Annotated in this window: 20 protein-coding genes; 6 read left to right on the top strand and 14 right to left on the bottom strand. The window is 68.0% G+C overall.

All coding sequences use genetic code 11. The annotated features are described in order from the left end of the window. Positions 1-206: 206 nt before the first annotated feature. The 7 genes from argC to AB4Y92_RS16890 all read right to left on the bottom strand — a co-directional run bounded on the left by argC (position 207) and on the right by AB4Y92_RS16890 (position 7535). On the bottom strand, positions 207-1172 hold the full coding sequence (argC, locus tag AB4Y92_RS16860; RefSeq protein WP_441820702.1) for an N-acetyl-gamma-glutamyl-phosphate reductase: 966 nt from the start codon (positions 1170-1172) through the stop codon (positions 207-209). Further along, entirely contained in the window at positions 1165-1794 is a 630-nt protein-coding gene (locus AB4Y92_RS16865; protein ID WP_441820703.1) for a GNAT family N-acetyltransferase, read from the bottom strand. The genes argC and AB4Y92_RS16865 overlap by 8 nt, the downstream gene beginning before the upstream one ends. 3 nt (positions 1795-1797) lie before the next feature. Continuing rightward, positions 1798-3126 carry an acetylglutamate kinase gene (locus tag AB4Y92_RS16870; RefSeq protein ID WP_441820704.1) on the bottom strand — a complete coding sequence of 443 codons (1329 nt, stop codon included), beginning with the start codon at positions 3124-3126 and terminating at the stop codon, positions 1798-1800. Then, positions 3126-4217, bottom strand: coding sequence for an acetylornithine deacetylase (locus AB4Y92_RS16875; protein ID WP_441820705.1), 1092 nt, complete (start codon positions 4215-4217; stop codon positions 3126-3128). The genes AB4Y92_RS16870 and AB4Y92_RS16875 overlap by 1 nt, the downstream gene beginning before the upstream one ends. Before the next feature lie 130 nt (positions 4218-4347). Then, on the bottom strand, positions 4348-5547 hold the full coding sequence (locus AB4Y92_RS16880; RefSeq protein ID WP_441820706.1) for an argininosuccinate synthase: 1200 nt from the start codon (positions 5545-5547) through the stop codon (positions 4348-4350). Positions 5548-5664: 117 nt separating this feature from the next. Continuing rightward, a complete protein-coding gene (locus AB4Y92_RS16885; protein ID WP_441820707.1) occupies positions 5665-6663 on the bottom strand; it encodes an N-acetylornithine carbamoyltransferase in 999 nt (332 codons plus the stop codon). Positions 6664-7064: 401 nt separating this feature from the next. Beyond that, positions 7065-7535: a hypothetical protein gene (locus AB4Y92_RS16890; protein ID WP_235109875.1), complete on the bottom strand. Its 471-nt coding sequence runs from the start codon at positions 7533-7535 to the stop codon at positions 7065-7067. A 300-nt stretch (positions 7536-7835) separates the two neighbouring features. Between AB4Y92_RS16890 and cysS the strand changes: the two genes are divergently transcribed. From cysS to AB4Y92_RS16905, 3 genes are read left to right on the top strand one after another with little or no spacing between them, the layout of a single operon-like run. Continuing rightward, a complete protein-coding gene (gene cysS, locus AB4Y92_RS16895) occupies positions 7836-9209 on the top strand; it encodes a cysteine--tRNA ligase (protein WP_441820708.1) in 1374 nt (457 codons plus the stop codon). Next, a complete protein-coding gene (locus AB4Y92_RS16900; protein ID WP_441820709.1) occupies positions 9206-9655 on the top strand; it encodes a SufE family protein in 450 nt (149 codons plus the stop codon). The genes cysS and AB4Y92_RS16900 overlap by 4 nt, the downstream gene beginning before the upstream one ends. Continuing rightward, entirely contained in the window at positions 9652-10941 is a 1290-nt protein-coding gene (locus AB4Y92_RS16905) for an MFS transporter (protein WP_441820710.1), read from the top strand. Before AB4Y92_RS16900 ends, AB4Y92_RS16905 begins: the two co-directional genes overlap by 4 nt. An 84-nt stretch (positions 10942-11025) precedes the next feature. Here AB4Y92_RS16905 and dksA read toward each other — a convergent pair whose 3' ends face one another. Then, positions 11026-12123: an RNA polymerase-binding protein DksA gene (gene dksA / locus AB4Y92_RS16910; RefSeq protein ID WP_441820711.1), complete on the bottom strand. Its 1098-nt coding sequence runs from the start codon at positions 12121-12123 to the stop codon at positions 11026-11028. A gap of 356 nt (positions 12124-12479) precedes the next feature. Between dksA and yidD the strand changes: the two genes are divergently transcribed. Genes yidD through AB4Y92_RS16925 form a run of 3 tightly spaced genes read left to right on the top strand, consistent with a single transcriptional unit; the run spans position 12480 to position 14976 of the window. Continuing rightward, positions 12480-12788, top strand: a complete 309-nt coding sequence (gene yidD, locus AB4Y92_RS16915; protein ID WP_441820712.1) for a membrane protein insertion efficiency factor YidD — start codon at positions 12480-12482, stop codon at positions 12786-12788. Beyond that, complete coding sequence (locus tag AB4Y92_RS16920) at positions 12773-14104, top strand: dihydroorotase (protein WP_441820713.1); 1332 nt, start codon at positions 12773-12775, stop codon at positions 14102-14104. Before yidD ends, AB4Y92_RS16920 begins: the two co-directional genes overlap by 16 nt. Beyond that, entirely contained in the window at positions 14101-14976 is an 876-nt protein-coding gene (locus AB4Y92_RS16925; RefSeq protein WP_441820714.1) for a M23 family metallopeptidase, read from the top strand. Before AB4Y92_RS16920 ends, AB4Y92_RS16925 begins: the two co-directional genes overlap by 4 nt. A 13-nt stretch (positions 14977-14989) precedes the next feature. On the opposite strand, the gene AB4Y92_RS16930 is transcribed toward AB4Y92_RS16925, so the two are convergent. The 6 genes from AB4Y92_RS16930 to ubiG form a co-directional block, all read right to left on the bottom strand. Further along, positions 14990-15853, bottom strand: coding sequence for a hypothetical protein (locus tag AB4Y92_RS16930; RefSeq protein ID WP_441820715.1), 864 nt, complete (start codon positions 15851-15853; stop codon positions 14990-14992). After that, a complete protein-coding gene (locus AB4Y92_RS16935) occupies positions 15850-17622 on the bottom strand; it encodes a diguanylate cyclase (RefSeq protein WP_441820716.1) in 1773 nt (590 codons plus the stop codon). Before AB4Y92_RS16935 ends, AB4Y92_RS16930 begins: the two co-directional genes overlap by 4 nt. Before the next feature lie 365 nt (positions 17623-17987). Next, entirely contained in the window at positions 17988-18923 is a 936-nt protein-coding gene (gene folE2 / locus AB4Y92_RS16940; protein ID WP_441820717.1) for a GTP cyclohydrolase FolE2, read from the bottom strand. Positions 18924-19011: 88 nt separating this feature from the next. After that, positions 19012-19797 (bottom strand): phytoene/squalene synthase family protein, encoded by a 786-nt coding sequence (locus AB4Y92_RS16945; RefSeq protein WP_441820718.1) that lies wholly within the window; start codon positions 19795-19797, stop codon positions 19012-19014. Beyond that, positions 19779-20477 (bottom strand): phosphoglycolate phosphatase, encoded by a 699-nt coding sequence (locus AB4Y92_RS16950; RefSeq protein ID WP_441820719.1) that lies wholly within the window; start codon positions 20475-20477, stop codon positions 19779-19781. Before AB4Y92_RS16950 ends, AB4Y92_RS16945 begins: the two co-directional genes overlap by 19 nt. After that, entirely contained in the window at positions 20474-21253 is a 780-nt protein-coding gene (gene ubiG / locus AB4Y92_RS16955) for a bifunctional 2-polyprenyl-6-hydroxyphenol methylase/3-demethylubiquinol 3-O-methyltransferase UbiG (RefSeq protein ID WP_441820720.1), read from the bottom strand. Before ubiG ends, AB4Y92_RS16950 begins: the two co-directional genes overlap by 4 nt. Positions 21254-21382: the final 129 nt, after the last annotated feature.

Consider the following 21382-nt stretch of genomic DNA (forward strand, 5'->3'; position numbering starts at 1 on the left):
CGCACCACCCCGACCGCCGCACCGCAGTTCCCCCCTTTGAAAAAGGGGGGTTAGGGGGGATTTGCTTTTGCTTTTGCTTCACCGCAACAGCAAAAGCAACAGCAAATCCCCCGCGTCCGCTTCGCGGTCGTCCGCCCCCTTTTTCAAAGGGGGCAACAGCACGGGCGGCCGTCCCTCTTTAGAGGGGCCATCGCACCAGCGGCCGCTCAGACGACGGGCTCGACCTCTATCCCAAGCAATTCCTCAAACCCGAACGCCAGATTCAAATTCTGCAAAGCCTGCGTCGCCGCGCCCTTGAGCAGATTGTCCAAGGTCGAAACCACCACCACCCGGCGACCGTCTTCGGCCATGGTGAAGCCGCCGATATCCACATGATGCTTACCGGCGATCTTGCTGACCCACGGCGCCTCTTCCTGCACCCGCACCATCGGTTCGCCGTCGTAGTGGCGGTGATAGTGCTCAACCAGCTCCTCGCGATCGAAACGCCGCGACAGATGCAGGTTCGAGGTGATAGTGAGCCCACGAAAATGCGCGGCCACATGCGGCATGAATTCGACCGGATGGCCCAGATGCCGGGTCACTTCGCGCTCATGCATGTGCCCGGTCAGCGCATACGGCATCAGGTTGTCGCGCAGCTTGTCGGGATCGTTCTTGTCAGACGGCGTGGTGCCGGCGCCGGAATAACCCGACACTCCGAAACACTGCACCGGGCCTTCCAGCACATTGAGCAGCGGCGCGATCGCCAGCTGCATGGCGCTGGCGTAGCAGCCCGGGTTGCTGATGCGGCGCTGGCCGTGATAACCGGCGCGGGTGAGTTCGGGCAGGCCGTAGTACCAGTGATCGTCGAAGCGGTAATCGGCCGACAGGTCGATGATCACCGGCTCGGCGCCGACCGCGTCGAACGCGGCCACGCAGTCGGCGGCCTTGCCGTTGGGCAGCGCCAGCACCACCGCGTCGGCGCCCAGGCCGGGCAGTTCTTCGTGGCTGGGCGAGCTGTAGCGCAGATCGGAATTCTTCGCCGCGTATTCTGGAATGTGGTCGGCCAGAGGCTGCCCGACCAGTTCGCGCGAGGACACGAAGGCCAGCTCGAAGCGCGGGTGCGCGGCGATCAGGCGGATCAGGTCGGCGCCGACATGGCCGCGCGCGCCTACGATGCCTACGGTCTTAGCCATGCGTGCTCGCTCCATTGCCGTGCCGGTCCAGTTTGTACTGCAGATTACGCTTCACCGCCGGCCATTCGTTGTCGATGATCGAAAACGCGACCGTATCGCGGGCGCTGCCGTCGGCGTGACGGCGATGGTTGCGCAGCACACCGTCCTGCTTGGCGCCAAGACGCGCGATGGCGGTGCGCGAGGCCAGATTGAACCAGCTGGTCTCGAAACCAACCGCGATGCAGCCCATCTTCTCGAAGGCGTGGCCCAGCAGCAACCACTTGGCCTGGGTGTTCAAACCGGTGCGCTGAACGCGCGGCGCGTAAAAGGTATAGCCGATCTGCACGCGCGGCACCGCCGGGTCCATATCGTAGTAACGCGTGCTGCCGACCACCTCGCCGGCCGCGTCGAGCACGGCGAAGGCCCAGGCCACGCCCTTGGCCTGCATCGCCAGCGCGCTGTCGATGTAGGCATCCACGCCCTCCGGCGCGGGCACGTTGGTATACCAGGCCTGCGCCAGTTCGCCGCCGGCCAGCGCCACGCGCAGGCCGTCGGCGTGGGCGCGGCTCAACGGCTCCAGGGTCACGTGCTCGCCGCTCAGGCGCGGTTGCGCGCTCCACCCGGCATGGACCTGATCGCTCATCGCTCAGTCCTCCAGGGTGGGCGCGCGGCGGCTGGAGTAATCGACGCAAGCGGCGATTTCGTCGAAGCCGTTCATGCCGTACCAGAACACCTTCCACTTCTCCTGTTTGAGGCAGCCATCGGACTCGGAGTAATAGAACGGGTTGACCGCATTGCCGTGGCGCGAACGCCAGAACACGCTCGGATTCTGTTCGCGCATGACCTGCCACACCGCGCGGCCGAGGCCTTCGCCCTGGGCGTCGTCGAGGACGGCGAACTTGTCCAGATAAGTGCGGCCTTCGGCTTCGATCAGGATCACCGCGGCGCGGTAGTTCTCGCTGACGTAGGCCTGCTTGAGCGTGGTGCGCTCGAAATAGTCATCGACCAGCTTGCGCCCGAACGCGGATTCGATCAGCGAGCGCAAGCGCACCAGATCGAGTTGATCCCAGGACTGCGCCTGCTGCACGCGCTCGCCGCGCCGCACCAGCGTGCCCGAGCCCTTGTGAGTGAACAATTCCTTCGCCAACTCGGCCGGCTTGGTGATCGACACCGACGAGGTCAGCGGCAGCTTGTCCAGCAAATCCTTGATCTGCTCGATCTTGACCCGCATGCCGCCGTTGATCCACGGCTGCTGGATCAGGTGTTCGTACTCGGTGGACAGGTTGATCGAATCGATGACCTTGCCGCTGTCGTCGAGCAGGCCGCCGGTGCCGGTCAGGAACACGATCTTGTACGGCTGCAGCACCTGCACCAGTTCGTTCGCGGCGAAGTCAGCGTTGACGTTGAGGATCTGGCCGCCGGCGGTTTCGCCGAGGCTGGCGATCACCGGGATCGACCCGGCCTGCAGGCTGGCTTCGATCGGCGCCAGGTTGACCTTCTTCACCTCGCCGACCAGGCCGTAGGTGTCGCGGTCGAGGTAATCGGCTTCGAACACGCCGGAGATGATCGAGGTGGCGCGGCCGTCGCCGGACTGCAGCGCTTCGACCAGCTTGAGGTTCTGCGCCTGGAACACGCGGCGCACGATCGCCAGCGCCTCCGGCGAAGTCACGCGCAGGCCGTTGACGGTCTGCTTGACGATGCCGGCGGCCGACAGTTCTTCGTCGAGCTGCGGGCCGGCGCCGTGGATCACGATCGGGGTCAGGCCCACGTCCTGCAGGAACGCCAGCGAGGAAGTCAGCGCGGCCAGATCGTCGCGCAGCACCGCGCCGCCGACCTTGACCACGGCGAAGCGCTTGGAGTCGAGCTGCGAGAACCTCTTGAGGTATTGCGAGATTTCCTTCGCGCTGGCCATGCTCGACAGCAACCGCACGATGGTCTGTCGCGTTTGCAGATGATTGTCCATCGACACGCTCATTACGCGTTGCTCCCCATGATCCGCGCGACGGAGTCGGCGTAGCGTTGCAATTGTTCCAGCGCGACCCATTCGTCGGCGGTGTGCGCCTGGGCGATGTCGCCCGGACCGTACACGATCGAAGTCAAACCGCCGGCCGAGAACAGCGAGGCCTCGGTCCAGAAATCCACCGCGTTGCCGATCGGCAGGTTCAGCGCGTCGGCCAGATCGCGCGCTTCCAGGCGGCGATCTTCGGCGGCGGCGACATCGCCGGCTGGCAGCGGTGGGCCGCGGAAGGTTTCTTCGTAGCGCTCGATCGCACCGGCGTCGATCAGCGTGCCGAACACTTCGTGCAGGCTGTCGATGGACTGCGAGGGCAGCGGGCGGAAACCGAAGCGCAGATCGGCGCTGGAGGCGATCATGTTCGCCTTGATGCCGCCTTCGACGCGGCCGATGTTGAAACGCAGGCCGGTGAGCCCGCCGAAGCGCTGGTGCGACTGCGCTTCGACGTGATCGAGCGCCTTGCCGCCCCAGCGGATCGCCTGATGCAGCGCGCTGGCCTGCATGGCGTTGGCGCCGGAGGCGTGGCCGGCGACGCCGCGGAAACGCAGCTGCACCGAGCTGATGCCGCGATGGGCCAACACCGCTTCGCACATCGTCGGCTCGGCGACGATGGCTTCCGCGAAGCCGTGATCGGTGCCGAGAAAACCGGCGATGCAGCGCGCGTCGTTGGCTTCTTCGTCGGTGCTGAACAAGAACGCGGCATCGCCGGTGGTGACCGCGGCCGCGGCCAGCAAGCCGGCGGCGGCGCCCTTGATGTCGCACGCGCCCAGCCCGATCGCGCGCTCGTCGGTGACCCGCAGCGTGTGCGGATCGGCGCTCCAGGCTTCCGAAGACGGCACGGTGTCCAGATGGACGTTGAACAAGCGGCGCGGCGTGCCGCGCACGGCGAACAGCGACACCGCGCCGGCGCCGTAGTCGATCACATCGACATTGAAGCCGCTCAGCTGGCTGCGCAGGTAATCGAAGATGCCGTCGGTGCCGATATCGCGCGGCGGATTGCGGGTGTCGTAGGACACCAGGGCCTGCAGGTGCTTGAGGACGTCGGGGAGCATGGGGGCCGTTGGTAGGAATGAGTGAAGAGGAGTGAGGAGTGAGTAGGAGCAGGAGTGGAGAGGCTGGAGGAGTGGGAAGTTGCTTTACTGACTCCTCACTCCTATCCACTCACTCCTGATCGCAAGAGCCTCAGCTCTTGCGATTGATCTCGGCCCACAGCGTGCTGCTCATTCCGAACAATTTGATGAAACCCTCGGCCTCGGCCACGCCCCAGTCGGCCGCCTGGGCGTAGGTCGCGCCCTTGGCGTTGAGGATGTGCGGCGAATTCACCGCGACCGCGTTGACCACGCCGCCGCTGGTTTCCAGCACCACCTCGCCGTTGACGGTGGACTGCGAGCTGGCCAGGAACGCTTCCAGATCGGTCTTGAGCGGATCGTGGAAGAAACCTTCGTACACCAGCTCGACCCACTTGCGCGCTACTTCGGGCTTGAAGCGGTTCTGCTGCTTGGTCAGCACCGCTTCTTCCAACGCGCGGTGCGCGGTCAGCAGCGCGATCAGGCCCGGCGCTTCGAAGATGATGCGGCCCTTCAGGCCGATGGTGGTGTCGCCGGTGTACAGGCCCCTGCCAACGCCGTACTGCGCGAACAGGCCGTTGAGCTTGGCCAGCATGGTGTGGCCGGCGATCTTCTCGCCGTTGAGCGCAACCGCTTCGCCGTTCTCGAACGTGATCGCGACCTTGAGCGCTTCGCTCGGCCACTGCGCACGCGGCTTGCACCAGCCCACCGCACCCTCGCCCGGCGCCTGCCAGCGGTCGATCTCGCCGCCGGACATGGTCAGGCCCAGCAGGTTCTCGTTGATGGTGTAGGCCTTCTGTTTGGCGCGCACGCCGAAGCCGCGGTCTTCGAGGTACTTCTGTTCGTAGGCGCGCACTTCGGTGTGCTCTTTCTGGATTTCGCGGATCGGCGCGACGATCTCGTAATCGCCCAGCGCCTTCACCGCCAGGTCGAAACGCACCTGGTCGTTGCCCATGCCGGTGCAGCCGTGGGCGATGACCTTGCAGCCCAGTTCGTCGGCGCGCTTGAGCGCGGCTTCGACGATGAGGTAACGGTCCGACACCAGCAGTGGGTACTGGCCCTGATAGCCCTCGCCGGCCCAGACGAAGGGTTTGACGAAGCCCGACCAGATCGCCGGGCCGCCGTCGATGGTGACGTGGCTGGCGACGCCCAGCTCGGCCGCGCGCTGCTCGATGAAAGCGCGCTCTTCCGCGTCCACGCCGCCGGTGTCGGCGAACACGGTGTGCACGGCCCAGCCGCGCTCTTGCAGGTAGGGCACGCAGAAGCTGGTGTCGAGGCCGCCGGAGAAGGCGAGGACGATGTTACGATCGGTCATGGGGAGGTCCGAGAGGAATGAGTAGAGAGGAGTGAGGAATGAGTGGGAGCGCAAGCGCGGAGAGGCTGAGAGAGCAAGCAGTCGATCTACTCACTCCTCACTCCTCTCCACTCACTCCTAGATCAAAGCGGCCATGATCGCCTTCTGCACATGCAGACGGTTCTCGGCTTCGTCGATGGCGATGCACTGCTTTGAGTCCATCACCCCGTCGGTGGCCTTGACGTTGCGGCGCAGCGGCAGGCAATGGCTGAAGACGCCGTTGTTGGTCAGCGCCATCTTGGCTTCGTCGACGATGAAGTGCTTGTACTGGTCGCGGATCGGCTTTTCCGGGCCCCAGTTGCCGAAATACGGCAACGCGCCCCAGCTCTTGGCGTAGACCACATCGGCGCCGGTGTAGGCGCTTTCGATGTCGTGGCTGATCTTGAGCGAGCCGCCGCTCTCGGCGACGTTCTGCTCGGCCCAGCCCATGTAGCGCTCATCGAGCACGTATTCCGGCGTCGGGCACAGCAAGGTCACGTCCATCCCCAGGCGCGTGGCGATGGTCAGCGCCGAATTGGCGACCGCGGTGTTGAGCGGCTTGGGGTGATAGGTCCAGGTCAGCACGTACTTCTTGCCGCGCAGATCGCTGGTGCCGAAGTGCTCCTGCAGCGCCAGCGCATGCGCCAGCTCCTGGCAGGGATGGGTGATGGTCTCCATGTTGATGACCGGCACCGGCGAATACTTGGCGAAGCTGGCCAGCACCTTGTCCTGGCGGTCGTTGGCCCAATCGACGAACTTCGGGAACGCGCGCACGCCGATCAGATCGACGTAACGGCCCAGCACCTTGGCCACTTCGGCGATGTGCTCTTCGGTATCGCCGTCCATCACCGTGCCCAGATCGAATTCGATCGGCCACGCGTCCTTGCCCGGCTGCAACACCACCGCGTGGCCGCCGAGCTGGAACGCGCCCAGTTCGAAACTGGTGCGGGTGCGCATCGACGGATTGAAGAACACCAACGCGATCGATTTGCCCTTGAGCTCATCGCCGAGCTTGCTGCGCTTGAACACAGCGGCCTGCGCGAGCAGCGCGTCGAGGTCGGCGCGCGACCAGTCCTGGGTGTTGAGAAAGTGCTTCATCGTGGCTTGAGTCCGAGAATCGGGAATCGGGAATGGAGAATCGGTACAGCGGTGACGCGATGGCCGGCAATCGCTGGGAGGAGTGGATAACGGCGCTGTTGCCTCGCCGATTCCCTATTCCCCATTCCCGATTCCCGGGCCGAAAAACAAAAAAGCCCAGCGCTAGGCTGGGCTTCTCGTGTGTGCAGCTTGTTACACGAACGACGGCGAGCGCCGTCACCCAGCGGATTGGCAGGGCAACGGTCGGCGCGCGCGCGAGGTCATGCCCGCCGCCATGTAGGCGGAGGTCAGGATATCGGCGTCGGCGTAGTTCGGGTTCATGAGGCCGCGAATGCTCGCATGCACGGGGCCGGGGCGCAAGCCGCGAGGGGCGGAAACGCGAACCCCGCGGCAGGCGGCGCTCAGCGCGAGGTGCTGGTCGGGGCGATGACCGGGGTCACCGCGACCCGGACCTTAAGCTTGTTGCCCGGGTCTTCGGGCAGGCGCGAGCGGAACCGGCTGCCCTTGTAGACGTAATCCACGTCGTAGGCGATCGGGCGGCGGAATTCGCGTTCCACCGGCACCGGGCGGCAGTTCTCGCCGGTGCTGGGCTTGGGGTCGCGCTCGCGGCCCAGGGCCTCGCGCACCGCGCCGACCACGCGCGACAGGCGCGAATCGGCCTTGCCGGTGGGCTCGGGATCGCACTGTTGTTCCACCGTGGTCGCACGCAAAGTCTGGTAGACCGGGGTCACTCGCAGCACCTGGGCGTAGTCGAAACGCACGTTCTCGGCCTGGATCACCGTGTGCTGCTGCGCCGCCGCCGGCTTCGTCCACAGGACCGCCACAGCGCCGGTCAGCACCAGGATCGAGACCTGCAGGGCGATTCGGTTCATCGGGCTCGCGAGTGGGAACTGTGAATAAAGTGTAAGAGCAGTGTCCGCTCACGGCCTGAATCCCGCCTTTAGGCCCCGTCCTTGCTGGCGATGGCGCCGCCGTCCGACCCCGATCGCGGGCCCGGTCCGCGCCGGTCTGCGCGGTCGCGGCGGCCGCTCCGCGCCCGGGCCGGCGGCGATAACGCGGCAAGGGCCGCCGGGTTTCGTCCAATTGCCGCGTCCGGGCGGAATATTCGCCCGTCGCCGCGCTTGCGAACACATACGACCGCTAGAATGAACCCGACCCCAAGCCTTCTATCCATGAGCCTGCATCTCTACAACAGCCTGTCGCGACAGGTCGAACCCTTCCAGCCGCTGGATCCCTCGCGCCCGACGATGTATGTCTGCGGCCCCACGGTCTACAACTACGTCCATATCGGCAACGCGCGCGGCCCGGTGGTGTTCGGCGTGCTCGCCGATCTGCTGCGCCGGCGCTACGGCGCGCTGGCCTATGCGCGCAACATCACCGACGTAGACGACAAGATCAACGCCGCCGCGGCCGAGCAAGGCGTGCCGATCTCGGCCATCACCGACCGCTTCGCCGCCGCCTACCGCGAGGACATGGCCGCGCTGGGCGTGCAGCCGCCGGACCTGGAGCCGGCCGCGACCGCGCATATCGGCGAAATCGTGGCGATGATCCAGCGCCTGATCGAAAGCGGCCACGCCTACGAGGCCGAGCAGCACGTGCTGTTCTCGATCGCCAGTTTCGACGGCTACGGCAAGCTTTCGCGCCGCGACATCGAAGACATGCGCGCCGGCGCGCGGGTCGAAGTGGCGCCCTACAAGCGCGATGCGGGCGACTTCGTGTTGTGGAAGCCCTCCAGCGACGACCTGCCCGGCTGGGAATCGCCCTGGGGCCGCGGCCGTCCGGGCTGGCACATCGAATGCTCAGCGATGGCCGCCGCGCACCTGGGCGAGACCATCGACATCCATGCCGGCGGCGTCGATCTGCAGTTCCCGCACCACGAGAACGAGATCGCGCAAAGCGAATGCGCCCACGGCGGCAAGGTGTTCGCGCGCTGGTGGCTGCACAATGGCATGCTCAATTTCGACGGCGGCAAAATGTCGAAGTCGGTCGGCAACATCCAGAAGATCCACGATCTGATCGCGCAATATCCTCCCGAAGTGCTGCGCTACGCCCTGCTGTCGGCGCATTACCGGCAGCCGCTGGAGTGGTCGGACGGCTTGATCGAGCAATGCACGCGCACGCTCGAACGCCTGTACGGCACGTTGCGCGATCTGGCCGGCGTCGATGCCGGCGCTGTCGCCATTCCCGACAGCGTGGAAACCGCGCTCGAAGACGACCTCAACACGCCGCGCGCGCTGGCCGAGCTGGCGCGCATCGCCGGCGAGGCGCGCAAGGCCACCGATCCGGCCGAACAATCGCGGCTCAAGCGCGACCTGCTCGGCGCCGGCCTGGCCATGGGCCTGCTGCAGCAAGACCCGGCCGCCTGGTTCTCCGGCGCCACGGTGGAAGGCGACGACGCGCGCATCCAGACCCTGGTCGATGAGCGCAACGCGGCCAAGAAGGCGCGTGATTTCGCCCGCGCCGACGCCATCCGCCAGCAGCTCGCCGACGAAGGCATCCTGCTGGAAGACACGCCGGCCGGCGTGCGCTGGAAGCGTTCGCGATGAACGTCGCCGTCCTCGCCTCGCCGTTCCCGATCGAAGCCAGCGCCGCCGACGCGCAGGCGGCGATCCGTGACGAGTTCGCGTTCTTCGGCGACTGGTCCGAGCGCTATCAGTACCTGATCGACCTGGGCCGCAAGCTGCCGGACCTGCCGGCGGAGTGGAAGACGGAAGAACACCGCCTGCTGGGTTGCCAGTCGATGGTGTGGATCGTGGTCGAAGGCGACGCCAGCCACCTTACCTTCCATGCGATCAGCGATTCGGCCATCGTCTCTGGCCTGATCTATCTGGCCCTGCGCGTGTATTCGGGCCGCAGCGCGGTCGAAATCGTCGCCACCCAGGCCGATTACATCGCCGACATCGGCCTGGCCAAGCACCTCTCGCCGACCCGCAACAACGGCCTGGCCTCGTTGCTGGCCTTCATTCGCGAACAGGCGCAGCGCCGGCTGTGAGCGAGGACGCCGTCCGCGCCGAGTCCGGCACCGCGAGCGGCCCTACCCCGATCAGCGCCTCGCGCCTGCTGCGCAATCCCGGGTTCGCGGGGCTGCTGGTCTATCGCCTGCTGGCGATGCTGTCGTACCAGATCGTCGCGGTCACGGTCGGCTGGCACGTTTACGAGATCACCCGCGATCCGTTCGCGCTCGGCCTGATCGGGCTCACCGAAGTCATTCCCTACTTCTGCTTCGCCCTGTTCGCCGGCTACGCGGTCGATCACCTGCCGCGGCGCAAGCTGGGCATGTTCGCCTGCCTGGGCCTGCTGCTAACCACGCTGATGCTGGCCGGCGTCGCCAGCGGCGTGCTGCCCACCGGCGGCTTCGGCTTCGCCACCCTGACCATCTATGCGGCGATCGCCATCAACGGCGTGGTCCGCGCGTTCCTGTCGCCGGTGTACATGTCTTTGTTCGCGCGTGTGCTCAAGCGCGAGCACTTCGCGCGCGGCTCGGGCATCAGCAGCGTGGTCATGCAGACCGGGCTGGTGCTGGGCCCGGCGCTGGGCGGCGCGCTGGTGGCCTGGGGCGGCAAGACCTCGGCCTATCTGGTCGCCGCCGGCTTCGCCCTGGCCGGCGCGATCGCGATCATCACCCTGCGCGTGACCGAACCGCCGCCGCAGGCCGAGCGCGCGCCGGTGTTCAAGAGCATCGGCGAAGGCCTGCGTTTCGTCTTCAACAATCAGGTCGTGCTCGGCGCGCAGGCGCTGGACATGTTCTCGGTGCTGTTCGGCGGCGCGGTGGCGCTGCTGCCGGCGTTCATCCACGACGTCCTGCACTACGGCCCGGAGGCGCTGGGCGTGCTGCGCGCGGCGCCGGCCGCCGGCGCGGTGCTGATGGGGCTGTGGCTGGCCCGGCACCCGCCGCAGAAGAACGCCGGGCGCCTGTTGTTGTATGCCGTGGCCGGGTTCGGCCTGTGCATCATCGGCTTCGCCTTGTCGCGCAGCTTCTGGCTGTCGGCGGCGATGCTGATGCTGTCGGGCATGTGCGACGGGGTGTCGGTGGTGCTGCGCTCGACCATCCTGCAGTTGTCCACGCCGGATGAAATGCGCGGGCGGGTGTCGTCGATCAACGGCATCTTCATCGGCTCGTCCAACGAGCTGGGCGCGTTCGAATCGGGCCTGGCGGCCAAGCTGATGGGCCTGGTGCCGTCGGTGATCTTCGGCGGCTGCATGACCCTGGCCGTGGTCGGGGCGACGGCGAAACTGGCGCCGAAGCTGCGGCGGCTGGATTTGCGCGAATTGCAGTAAGCCGCGCCTTCGGCCGGTCGCAGCCACAAAAAAGCCCCGCTTGCGCGGGGCTTTTTCTGGATAGAACGGCGTGCGAAGCGCCGATCAGTCGCCCATCTGCTTCTGCAGATGTTCCCAGCGCTCCTGCGCGTCGATGGTGCGCTCGGCGGTCAGGCGCGCCTCCAGGCGCTCCAGGCCGATTTCTTCGCCGGTATCGACGCAGAAGCCGTAGTCGCCCGAATCCACCCGCTTGAGCGTGCTGTCGATCTTGCTGATCAGCTTGCGATAACGGTCACGGGTGCGCAGTTCGAGCGAGTTCTCCGTCTCACGCGTCGCGCGTTCGGCTTCGTCGCCGACGTCGCGCACTTCGTCCTTGAGGTTCTCGATGGTCTGCTTGGACTCCTCGACCAGATCCGTGCGCCACTGCAGCAGGCGCTGACGGAAGTACTCGAGTTGCAACGGGCTCATGTATTCCTCGTCCGAGGCGGGCTTGTAGCCCTCCGGGACGATCGGGCGGCCGGTGGCGGGATCGTTCTTGTAAGCCACGACCTTGACCTTGGTCTTGGGGGCCGGCGCAGTCGGTTGCTTGGCCGTGACGGCCACGGCCACCTTGCCGGCCGGACGCGGGGCCGCGGCGGCGGTCGTCGTCGCGGGTTTACCCGCGGGTGTCTTGCTGGATGCTGTCTGGGTCACTGTGTTCTTGTTTTGGTCGGAGATACGGTCGGCCTGTGCCGCAGCGGCCGCCTCCGGGGCGGGGGGCTGCGATGCGGGCGGTTTGGCGGCAGGCGCAGGTTTGTGCTTCACAGCTTCGGGCTTTTTAGCTTCAACTTTTTTAAGCTCCGGCGTCTTTGTTGCTACGTTCTTGCCTGCCGCGGAGGGTGCGGTCGCGGATTTGGCCGGCGCGGGCGCCGCTTTCTTCACCGCTGCCGCCGGCTTGGCGGCCGGTGGGGCGACGGTCTTCTTCGCCGGTGCCGGCTTGGCCGGCGCCGCTTTCTTGGTCACAACGGCCTGCTTGGCCGCCGGTTTACTCGCCGTGGGCTTTTTCGCCGCCGCCTTGGCCGGGGCCTTCTTGACCGCCGCCTTCTTGGCGACCGTTTTCTTCGGCGCGGGCTTGGCCGCAGGTTTGGCCGCCTTCTTCGCAGCCGGCTTGACGGTCTTCTTGACCGCCTTGGCGGCCTTCTTCGCAGGTTTTTTCACTGCCACGAGCGGCTTGTCCTTCTATTCCCTGAGGGCGCCTCCGAACGCGGTCCGGAGACATCGCGGGCCAAGCATGACCCACCCGGCCATCAAATGCACATGCGCTCGATGACCGCAAGTGAAATCCGGCGACAAGCCGGTTTTCGCCCGGTCCGACCAGCACGGCAACAGCGATTCCACGCTGCGGCGGACCTTCGTCTTGCACTTGCCTTGTTTGGGGAAAGCGCGCTGTTATACCCTGCTGCGGCACCCGCGGCAACCGCGCTGTGCGAGGCCGATCGCGGCGTAAAATAGCGTCCTGCGCGGGGCTTTGCGACACGCCTCCCCGCTCCCGTCACTACCGTTGCCGGCATTAAGGAAACGTGATCGACCGCCTGCTCATCGCCCTGCTACGTGGCTATAAACGTTGGATAAGCCCATTACTCGGCCAACGTTGCCGCTTTCATCCCAGCTGTTCGTCGTATTCGATGACGGCGATCGGGCACTACGGCGCACTTAAAGGCAGCTGGCTCACGGTCAAGCGACTGGCGCGCTGCCATCCTCTCAATCCCGGCGGCTACGACCCGGTGCCCGGCACCGGGGACGATTCCGCCCCGCCGGATCCGCAACTTCGCGAATCCGCCGCCTCCTCCGCGCCCCCTTCCGGAAACTGCTCATGCCATCGACCCTGATCGTCAACGCCCGCCTGGTCAACGAAGGACGCGAGTACGACGGCGACCTGCGCATAGAAGACGGCCGCATCGCCCAGATCGGCGCCGGCCTGTCCGGGCGCGGCGGCGAGACCGTAATCGACGCGCGCGGCCGGCGCCTGCTGCCGGGCATGATCGACGACCAGGTTCATTTCCGTGAACCCGGACTGGAATACAAAGCCGACATGGCGACCGAATCGGCCGCCGCGGTGGCCGGCGGGCTGACCACCTTCATGGACATGCCCAACACCAACCCGCCCACCCTCGACGCCGCCGCGCTGGAGGACAAGTACCGGCGCGCGGCCGGACGGGCCCGGGCCAACTACGGGTTCTACCTGGGCGCCAGCAACGACAACCTCGCCGCGATCCAGTCGCTGGACCCGCGCACCGCGCCGGGGGTGAAGGTGTTCATGGGCGCCTCGACCGGCAACATGCTGGTGGACGATCCGGTCACCCTCGACGCGATCTTCCGCGACGTGCCCACGCCGATCATCACCCACTGCGAAGACACGCCGATGATCGACGCCGAACTCGCCGTCTACAAGGCGAAGTACGGCGACGACATTCCGGCGCAGTTCCATCCCGACATCCGCTCGCGCCAGGCCTGCAAGAAATCCACCGAGCTGGCGATCTCGCTGGCGCGCAAGCACAACACCCGCCTGCACGTGCTGCACATCAGCACCGCCGACGAACTGGCGCTGTTCCAGGCCGGCCCGATCGAGGGCAAGCGCATCACCGCCGAGACCTGCATCCACTTCCTGCGTTTCGATCGCGACGACTACGCCAAGCTCGGCCATCTGATCAAATGCAATCCGGCGATCAAGGACCCGGCCGATCGCGAGGCGCTGATCCGCGCGGTCGCCGAGGACGTGATCGACGTGCTCGCCACCGACCACGCGCCGCACACGCTGGAAGAAAAGGCCCGCCCCTACACCTCCGCGCCCAGCGGCCTGCCGCTGGTGCAGTTCGCCCTCAACGCCGCGCTGGAACTGGTCCACGAAGGCCGCCTGAGCACCGCCCAGGTGGTGGACAAGTTCGCGCACGCGCCGGCCAAGCTGTTCGATGTCGAACACCGCGGCTTCCTGCGCGAGGGTTACTTCGCCGATCTGGTGCTGATCGACGACCTGCCCTACACCGTGCAGCGCGAGGACGTGCTGTCCAAGTGCGGCTGGTCGCCGTTCGAAGGCCACACCTTCCACTCGCGCATCGCCTCGACCTGGGTCAACGGCGTGCTGGCCTGGGACGGCACTTCGCTGGTCGGCGCGCCGAACGGGCAGCGCCTGGCGTTCGCTCGATGAGGTTTGGCGTCATCGCTTTGGTGCTGGCTTTGCTGGCGCCCTGCCCCGCGTTGATGGCGCAAGCGCAAACGGCGGCGACGGCTCCGGCGGATGCGCGGATCGTTTTCCCCGCGCAGGTTTCGCAGGGCGGGTTGGTCATCGGCAAGGTCCCGCCCGGCAGCAAGGTGCGCTACGGCGAACGCCAGTTGCGCACCACCGCCTACGGCACGGTGGTGTTCGGCGTCGGCCGCGACGCGAGCGGGCCGCTGACGGTGCAGATCGAAGTCGCGCCCGGCCGGATCGAAACGGCCAGCATCGCGGTCGCCGCGCGCGAGTTCCCGACCGAATACATCCAGGGCGTTCCGCCCAAGACGGTCAATCCGCCGCCGGAGATCGCCGCGCGCATCGAGCGCGAACAGGCGCAGGTGGTGGCCGCGCGCGCGCGCGACGACGACCGCGCCGATTTCGCCCAGGCCTTCATCTGGCCGGTGCAGGGCCGCATCAGCGGACGCTTCGGCAACCAGCGCGTGTACAACGGCCAGAAAGGCTCCGGCCATTCGGGCATGGACATCGCCGCGCCCAGCGGCACCGCGATCAAGGCGCCGGCCGCGGGCGTGATCACCTTCGCCGGGCCGGATCTGTACCTGACCGGCGGCACCGTGCTGCTCGATCACGGCCACGGCGTGAGTTCGAATTTCCTGCACATGTCGCGCATCGACGTGAAGGTCGGCGACCGGGTGACGCAGGGCCAGATCATCGGCGCGGTCGGCGCGACCGGACGCGCGACCGGTCCGCATCTGCACTGGGGCATGAACTGGTTCGATGTGCGCATCGATCCGCTGCTGGTGCTCGAACGCGCCCAGGCGATGCAGGCGGGCAAGAGCGCGCCCTGAGCCGGCGCGCCGCTCAAGGCTTCAGCAGCGACCCCAATACTTCGAACGAAGGCGACTGCTCCAACTCGCGCAGGCGCACGCATTTGGGATTCGGCAGACGCGGCCCGGCCATCGCCAACAAGGCGTTGCCGCGCTCCATCAGGCCCAGGCGCTGGCGCGTGTCGGCGACCGCGGCGGCGAATTCGTCCTCGCCGACTTCCTGCGCCGAACCGGGCTGGCCGTGTTCGTCCAGGCGCAGGGCATCGCGCCGCGCCGGGCGCAGGCAGGGCGCGATGTCGCGCCACAAAGATTCCCAATCCAGCGACGGAAACGCCAGCGCCGAGGGCGCGGCGACCGGCAGGCTCGGGGCGAGACGGCCGCGCGGCTGCGCGGTGTTTTCCGCGAAGCAGCGATAGACGAATTCGCTCGAACTCATCGCTTTCGCGTTGTCGAAGGCGGCGTGATGCAGCGCTTCGCGCAGCACCGCGCGCAACTGCGGCGACGGCGGCAGGTTGCGATCGCGCAGGGCCGCGGCGCGGCCGAGCGCGGCCAGCGCGTCGCCGGAGAAGGTCGGCCGGCGCAGCGACAAAGCATGCGCGAGCACGGCGATGCGGTCGTTGTCCTGCGGGTCGGCGCTGGCGCCGAGCGGGCGGCGCGCGTCCACCGCGACCAGCGCCGGATCGGTCAGGCGCTGCGACAGCGACAGTTCGATCACGCCGCCCACGCCGACTTCGATCAGATAGCCGGCGCGTCCCAGCAAAGCCACGTGGCTGTAGCTGCTTTCGTTGAACCAGGCGATCAGCGCGGCCAGCGAGCCGCGCGCGCGCATCAGCAGCACGTCGCCGGTACGCAGTTGCGCGGCCTGGATCGCGCCGGGGCCTCCGCCGTCCGGGGTCACGACACCACCTCGCGCTCGGGCTCGACGCTGTGGCCGGTGACGCGGTCGCGGCCTGCGGATTTGCTTGCGTACAGCGCCGCGTCGGCGCGTTCGAGCAACTGCTCCGGGGTTTCATCCGGCATCAGTTCGGCCACGCCCAGGCTCAGGCTGACCGGCAGCAGGCGGCCGTCGATCGACAGCGGGCTGCCGCTGACCGATTCGCGCAGATGCTCGGCGACGCGGACCGCGTCGCGCAGATGGGTGTCGGCCAGCACCACCAGCACCTCGTCGCCGCCGTAACGGCCGAACAGGTCGTAGGCGCGCAGGCGGTTGCGGGTGCGCAGCGAGACGATGCGCAGGGTTTCGTCGCCGACGCGATGGCCGTGTTCGTCGTTGATGCGCTTGAAGTGGTCGATGTCGAAGAACACCACCGACAGCGGCCGGTGCGAACGGTGCGCGCTGTCCACCGCTTTGCGCAGGCTTTGCGAGATCGCCGCGCGGGTCATCGCGCCGGTCAGGCTGTCGTAGGTCGCCAGGCGGTTGGCGGTGTCGCGGTCGCGGCGCAGTTGCTGCAGCTTGGAAGTCAGACCCAGCAGCAGGCCCAGGCCGCCGAAAGCCAGGCCGACCGGGAAGGTGTATTCGAGCCAGCTGAATTCCGGCCACCACTGGTGATTGGCGCCGACCAGGGCGACCAGCAACAGCATCAGGGGCAGCCACGCCAGCAACAGGAAATAGGCTTCGCGCTGGCGGCGCCAGACCGCGACCACGGTGCAGTACAGCACCAGCGCCACCACCACCAAAAGATTGAGGTTGCCGAACAGCGCGCTGTACTTCCAGGTCCGGAACAAGGACACCAGCAGCAGGCCGCCGAGCGAGATACTGCACCAGTCCAGCAGGCGCGCGGCCTTGGGCTGGGTGGTGCGCAGGCCGAGGAAGAAGATCAGAAAGCGGATACTGGCCAATACCGCGGCGGTATTGAGCACGATGTTGGTGCGGCTGTCGGGCGCGATCTCGTTGAGCCACGGCACCACCCGCATCTCGCCGCCGTCGGAGGTCAGGGTGAGGATCTGCAGCACCAGGGTCAGGCCCAGATAGGCGTAGCCGCGTTCGCGCAGCCCGACCCAGAAACCGAACGCGAGCACCGCGATCACGCCCATCGCGGTCAGCACCACGCTGCGCAGGCCGACGTGCATCATGTCCTCGCGCTGCACCCGCGCCAGCGGCTGGATCTCGGCGCGCGAGCTCATCACGTCGGCGGCGAGCATGCGCAGGTACAGGCGATCGCCCTTGCGCAGGCCGCGCGGCAGCGGAAACACGATCATCCGCGTGGAGTGGTTCAAGTCGGTGTCGGGGCCGTAGATCGAGCGACGCAGCGGCAGGTCGTCGCCGGGACGCCACAGTTCGATTTCGCGGCGCGACGGGCGGTCGATGGTGAGCTGCGGCGCGTCGGCTTCGGCGACGTCCTGATTGACGACGATGCGCCACCACGTCGCCTGGCCCTTGTGCGCCCACAGCATGTCGCCGGAGACCGCTTCGAAGCGGCGTTCGAACTCGCCGGCCAGCACCCGCGCCGGCACCGGATCCTGTTCGAGCCGGGACAGGCTCAGGGACGGCGCGCGGTAGTTCGTGGGGTCGTAAGGTTCGCGATCCGAGCTCGGGGCCGCCGCCGAAGGCGCGGAGGGGCCGGGCTGGGGCAGGCTTACGTCCTGCGCCGACGCGATCGCCGCCACCGCCCACATCCCCAGCAGAACCAACAGGGCCTGCCAGCCACGACGCCAGGGTTTCCCCATGCCCCTTCCGGTCACTAGTCTGGTGGCCTGAGCATAGCCCAAGGCCCCTGTATTCCGGGGGTGGGGACCATCACGGTTTGCGACTTGTAGTGTGCTCGCGCACACGCCTGCATGCATTGCCGCACCGCTGAGGTCTATCGGCCGGTGATCCTACACCCGGGCGCGCATGCGCAGCCGCCGGTAAACCCGACAGTTCGCGGCGTTTTCCGGCGATGAGCGCAGGCGCGCGGCGGGCGTTTGCCAGGCGTTGTTCGGCGGCGTCGGCCGATCGGCGAGCGATGCCGGGCACGCCGGCGTTTCACGCGCGAATCGCGAGGTTCAAGGCGCCAGACTCCGCACACAGCGGCGGCGCAACGGCGGCGCGACTACTCGCGCGCGCCCTGCCCGGTGACGCGGGCGACCGCGTCGTGCGCGTGCAGGCTTTCGAAGTGCGCGACTTCGGCGTCGAAGCGCTCGATGCGCGCATCGGCCGACAGCGCCGCGGCGACCCGGCGCGCGGCGTCTTCGCAGAACATCAGGTTCTCGGCGTTGAGGCGGGCGAAGGCTTGCTCGTCCTCGCGCTTGACCGCGGTCTGCACCGGCGTTGCCAGCGCGCGTTCGAGCGCGTCGATCAACGCCACCAGCGGCAGTTCGTCGAAGGCCGGGCGCAGCTCCGCGCGCACGTCGGCGCGGCTGCGCTGCGCGTGCGGGGTCGCGGCCATGCCGCGTTCGGAGGCGAGCCAGTCGCTGACCACCGCGGTGGACAGCGGATGGGCGGCGGCGAAATCGGCGGCGAAGCGTTCGGCGTTGAGCTGGCGCGACAGCGCCGCCGAGGCCGGACAGGTGCTGGAGTATTCGACCGCGAAGCGCAGGCCCAGGTGCAGGTGGCCGTCGATCAGGCGCGCGTCGATCTCGACCGGATAGCGCTTCCAGCCGGCGTTGTGGCTGGCCAGGGCCGGACGCAGCAGCAGTTGCTCGTAGCGCAGCACCAGCCGCGCGGCGTTGGAGATGCCGCCCTGGCCGTCGATCAGGCTCTGCAACGCGCGGCGCAGGCCGGCCGGGGTCACCGTCTCGCTGGCGAAGGCGTTCTGCAGATGCAGGTACATGCGCGACATGTGGATGCCGCGGGCGTTGGCGTCGCGCAGGTTGACCGAGACATCGACCGAGGCGGCGACCTGGATCGGGGTGCCGTCGCTGCCGGTGATGCGCAGCGGCAGGGCGATGTTGGACATGCCAACCCAGTCCAGCGCGCGCGCCGCGGCGGCGGCATCGAAGGCGACATCGGGCAAGGCGGAACGCGAGGGGGTCTGGGGAATAGTCACGACGAAATCAGTGGGGGCGCGTGGGGGAAACGCAACGGCGCCATTCTACCGGCCCCGGCCCGCTCGCCCCGGCCCGGGCCTGCAACGCTCAGTTGCGGGCGCCGCGCCAGGCCGCCAGCAGGGCCGTCCACGGCGACAACGGCCGCGCCGCGTCGCCGCGCTGCAGCCGGGTATGCGCCAGCGCGGTCCACAGCCGCCGCGGCACGGTCGCGCCGAAGCGCGCCGGCCATTGCGCCAGCAGCTCGCGGCTCCATTCCACCGCCGCGCCCTCGCCCGGGCGCGCCATCGCCCGTGCGACCACGCTCAGCGGCACCGACGCGTCGCCCTGCAGCACCAGCCGCGATTCCAGCAGGCTCGACTGGATCGCCGGCACCGCGGCCTCGGCCAACTGGCCGGGCACGGGCTCGAACAGGGCCATGTCGATGGCGCCGATGGCGGTGGCGACCGGAATCAGGCTGTCGAAGGCTTCGTTGCGGTCGCCGGGGCGCTCGCGGCTGTCGCGCAGCGCCGGCAGGGCCAGGGCCAGGTCGCCCCAGGGCGCGGCCTGCCGCTGCAGCGCCAGCCCCAGCGGGTGGCGCCGGCGGTTCATGCGCCAGCCCTGCAGTTCTTCCATCCACCAGCCCAGCTTGGCCTCGCCGGGCAGCGCGTCGCTGCCGCCCCAGGCCGCATCGGTGAGTTCCTGTTGCAGCGCCGCCCAGGCCACCGCGACGCCGCGCTGCGCGCGCGGCACGAAGACTTCGGCCACCGACCATTCCGGCCAGCGCGCCCGCCATTTGCCGGCGAAGTCCTGCAGCGCCTGCTCCTGCGAGGATTGCTCCTGCGAGGCGGCCTCGACTTCGGCGGCGACCTGCGGCTTCATCGCGTCGCCGGCCATGCGCCCGCCCCGATCAGTTGCGCGGGCGATTCGATCATCACATCGCCCTGCCAGGCGAACGGATCGTCGTGATCCAGGCGGTAGCCCCACAGCGCCACCACCGAAGGCATGCCGGCGGCGCGCGCGGCGATGATGTCGCGCTCGTCGTCGCCGACATAGATGCAATGCGCCGGCTCCACGCCGATCCGCCGCGCGGCGGTGGTCAGCGGCAGCGGATCGGGTTTGCGCGCGCTCAGCGTGTCGCCGCCGATCAGCACCGCGCAGCGGGTTTCCCAGCCCAGCAGCGGCATCAGCTTGCGCGCCAGATATTCGGGTTTGTTCGTGACGATGCCCCAGGGCGAACCGGCGGCCTCCAGCGCGGCCAGCATCGCCTCCACGCCGTCGAACGGCGCTCCGTGCAGGCCGAGCTCGGCTTCGTACAGGTCCAGGAACTCCTGCACCCAGCCGTCGCGCTGGGCCGGATCGACATCGGGAAAGGCCGCGCCGAGCATCGCCCGCGAGCCCTTCGACACCTGCGCACGCAGCGGCGCCATCGGCATCGGCGGCAGGCCGCGGTCGGCGCGCATGCGATTGGCAACGGCGAGCATGTCCGGCGCGCTGTCGAGCAAGGTGCCGTCCAGGTCGAACAACACCGCCTGCGGATACGCCGCGCCGCTCAGCGCGGGAGCGGCCGCGCTCATGCGGCCGACACCTGCGCGGCGGGCTTGTACGCGCAGGCCAGATAGTTGATGTCGGTGCGCGAGGTGATCCGCGCGCCGTTGCGCCAGGGCTCGTACATCAGGCCGCTGACGTCTTCCAGCTCCAGGCCGGCTTCGCGCAGCCAGCGCGCCAGCTCGGAGGGCTTGATGAAATCGCGGTACTGATGGGTGCCCCTGGGCAGCAGCCGGGCCAGGTACTCGGCGCCGACGATGGCCAGCGCGAACGCGGCCGGGGTGCGGTTGAGCGTGGACAGGAACAGGCGCCCGCCGGGCTTGAGCAGGCTGGCGCAGGCGCGAACGATCGCGCCCGGGTCGGGCACGTGTTCGAGCATTTCCATGCAGGTGATGGTGTCGAAACTCTCCGGCCGCTCCTGCGCCAAGGACTCGACCGACTGCAAGCGGTAATCCACCGCCACGCCGGTTTCCAGCCGATGCAGCTTGGCGACCTTGATCAGTTCCGGCGCCAGATCGATCGCGGTGACCTGCGCGCCCGCGGCGGCCAGGGCCTCGCTGAGCAGACCGCCGCCGCAGCCGACGTCGAGCGCCTGCGCCTGCGACAAGGGCGCGCGCTGGGCGACGTAGTCCAGGCGCACCGGATTGAGCGCGTGCAGCGGCTTCTGCGGACCCAGCGGGTCCCACCAGCGATTGGCCAGGGCGCCGAACTTGTCGAGCTCGGCCTGGCTGAAGTTGTCGTGGCCGCCGGCGGCGTGTTGCGAATCGCTGCCCTGAGGATCGGATGCCTTGCTTGCTGCGCTCATGCCTGCCTGCTCACTGCGGTCGGTGCCTCGCGCGGCCGCCGGGCGGCGCGCGTGGCTAGTTTGAATCAAGCCCGAGGCTACGGGTGTGAACGCGACGCGACGACGCGGCTGCCGCGCACGTGCGCGGGG

Origin of the sequence: Lysobacter sp. TAB13, from assembly GCF_052113885.1 — a bacterium.
GTDB lineage: Bacteria > Pseudomonadota > Gammaproteobacteria > Xanthomonadales > Xanthomonadaceae > Lysobacter > Lysobacter gummosus.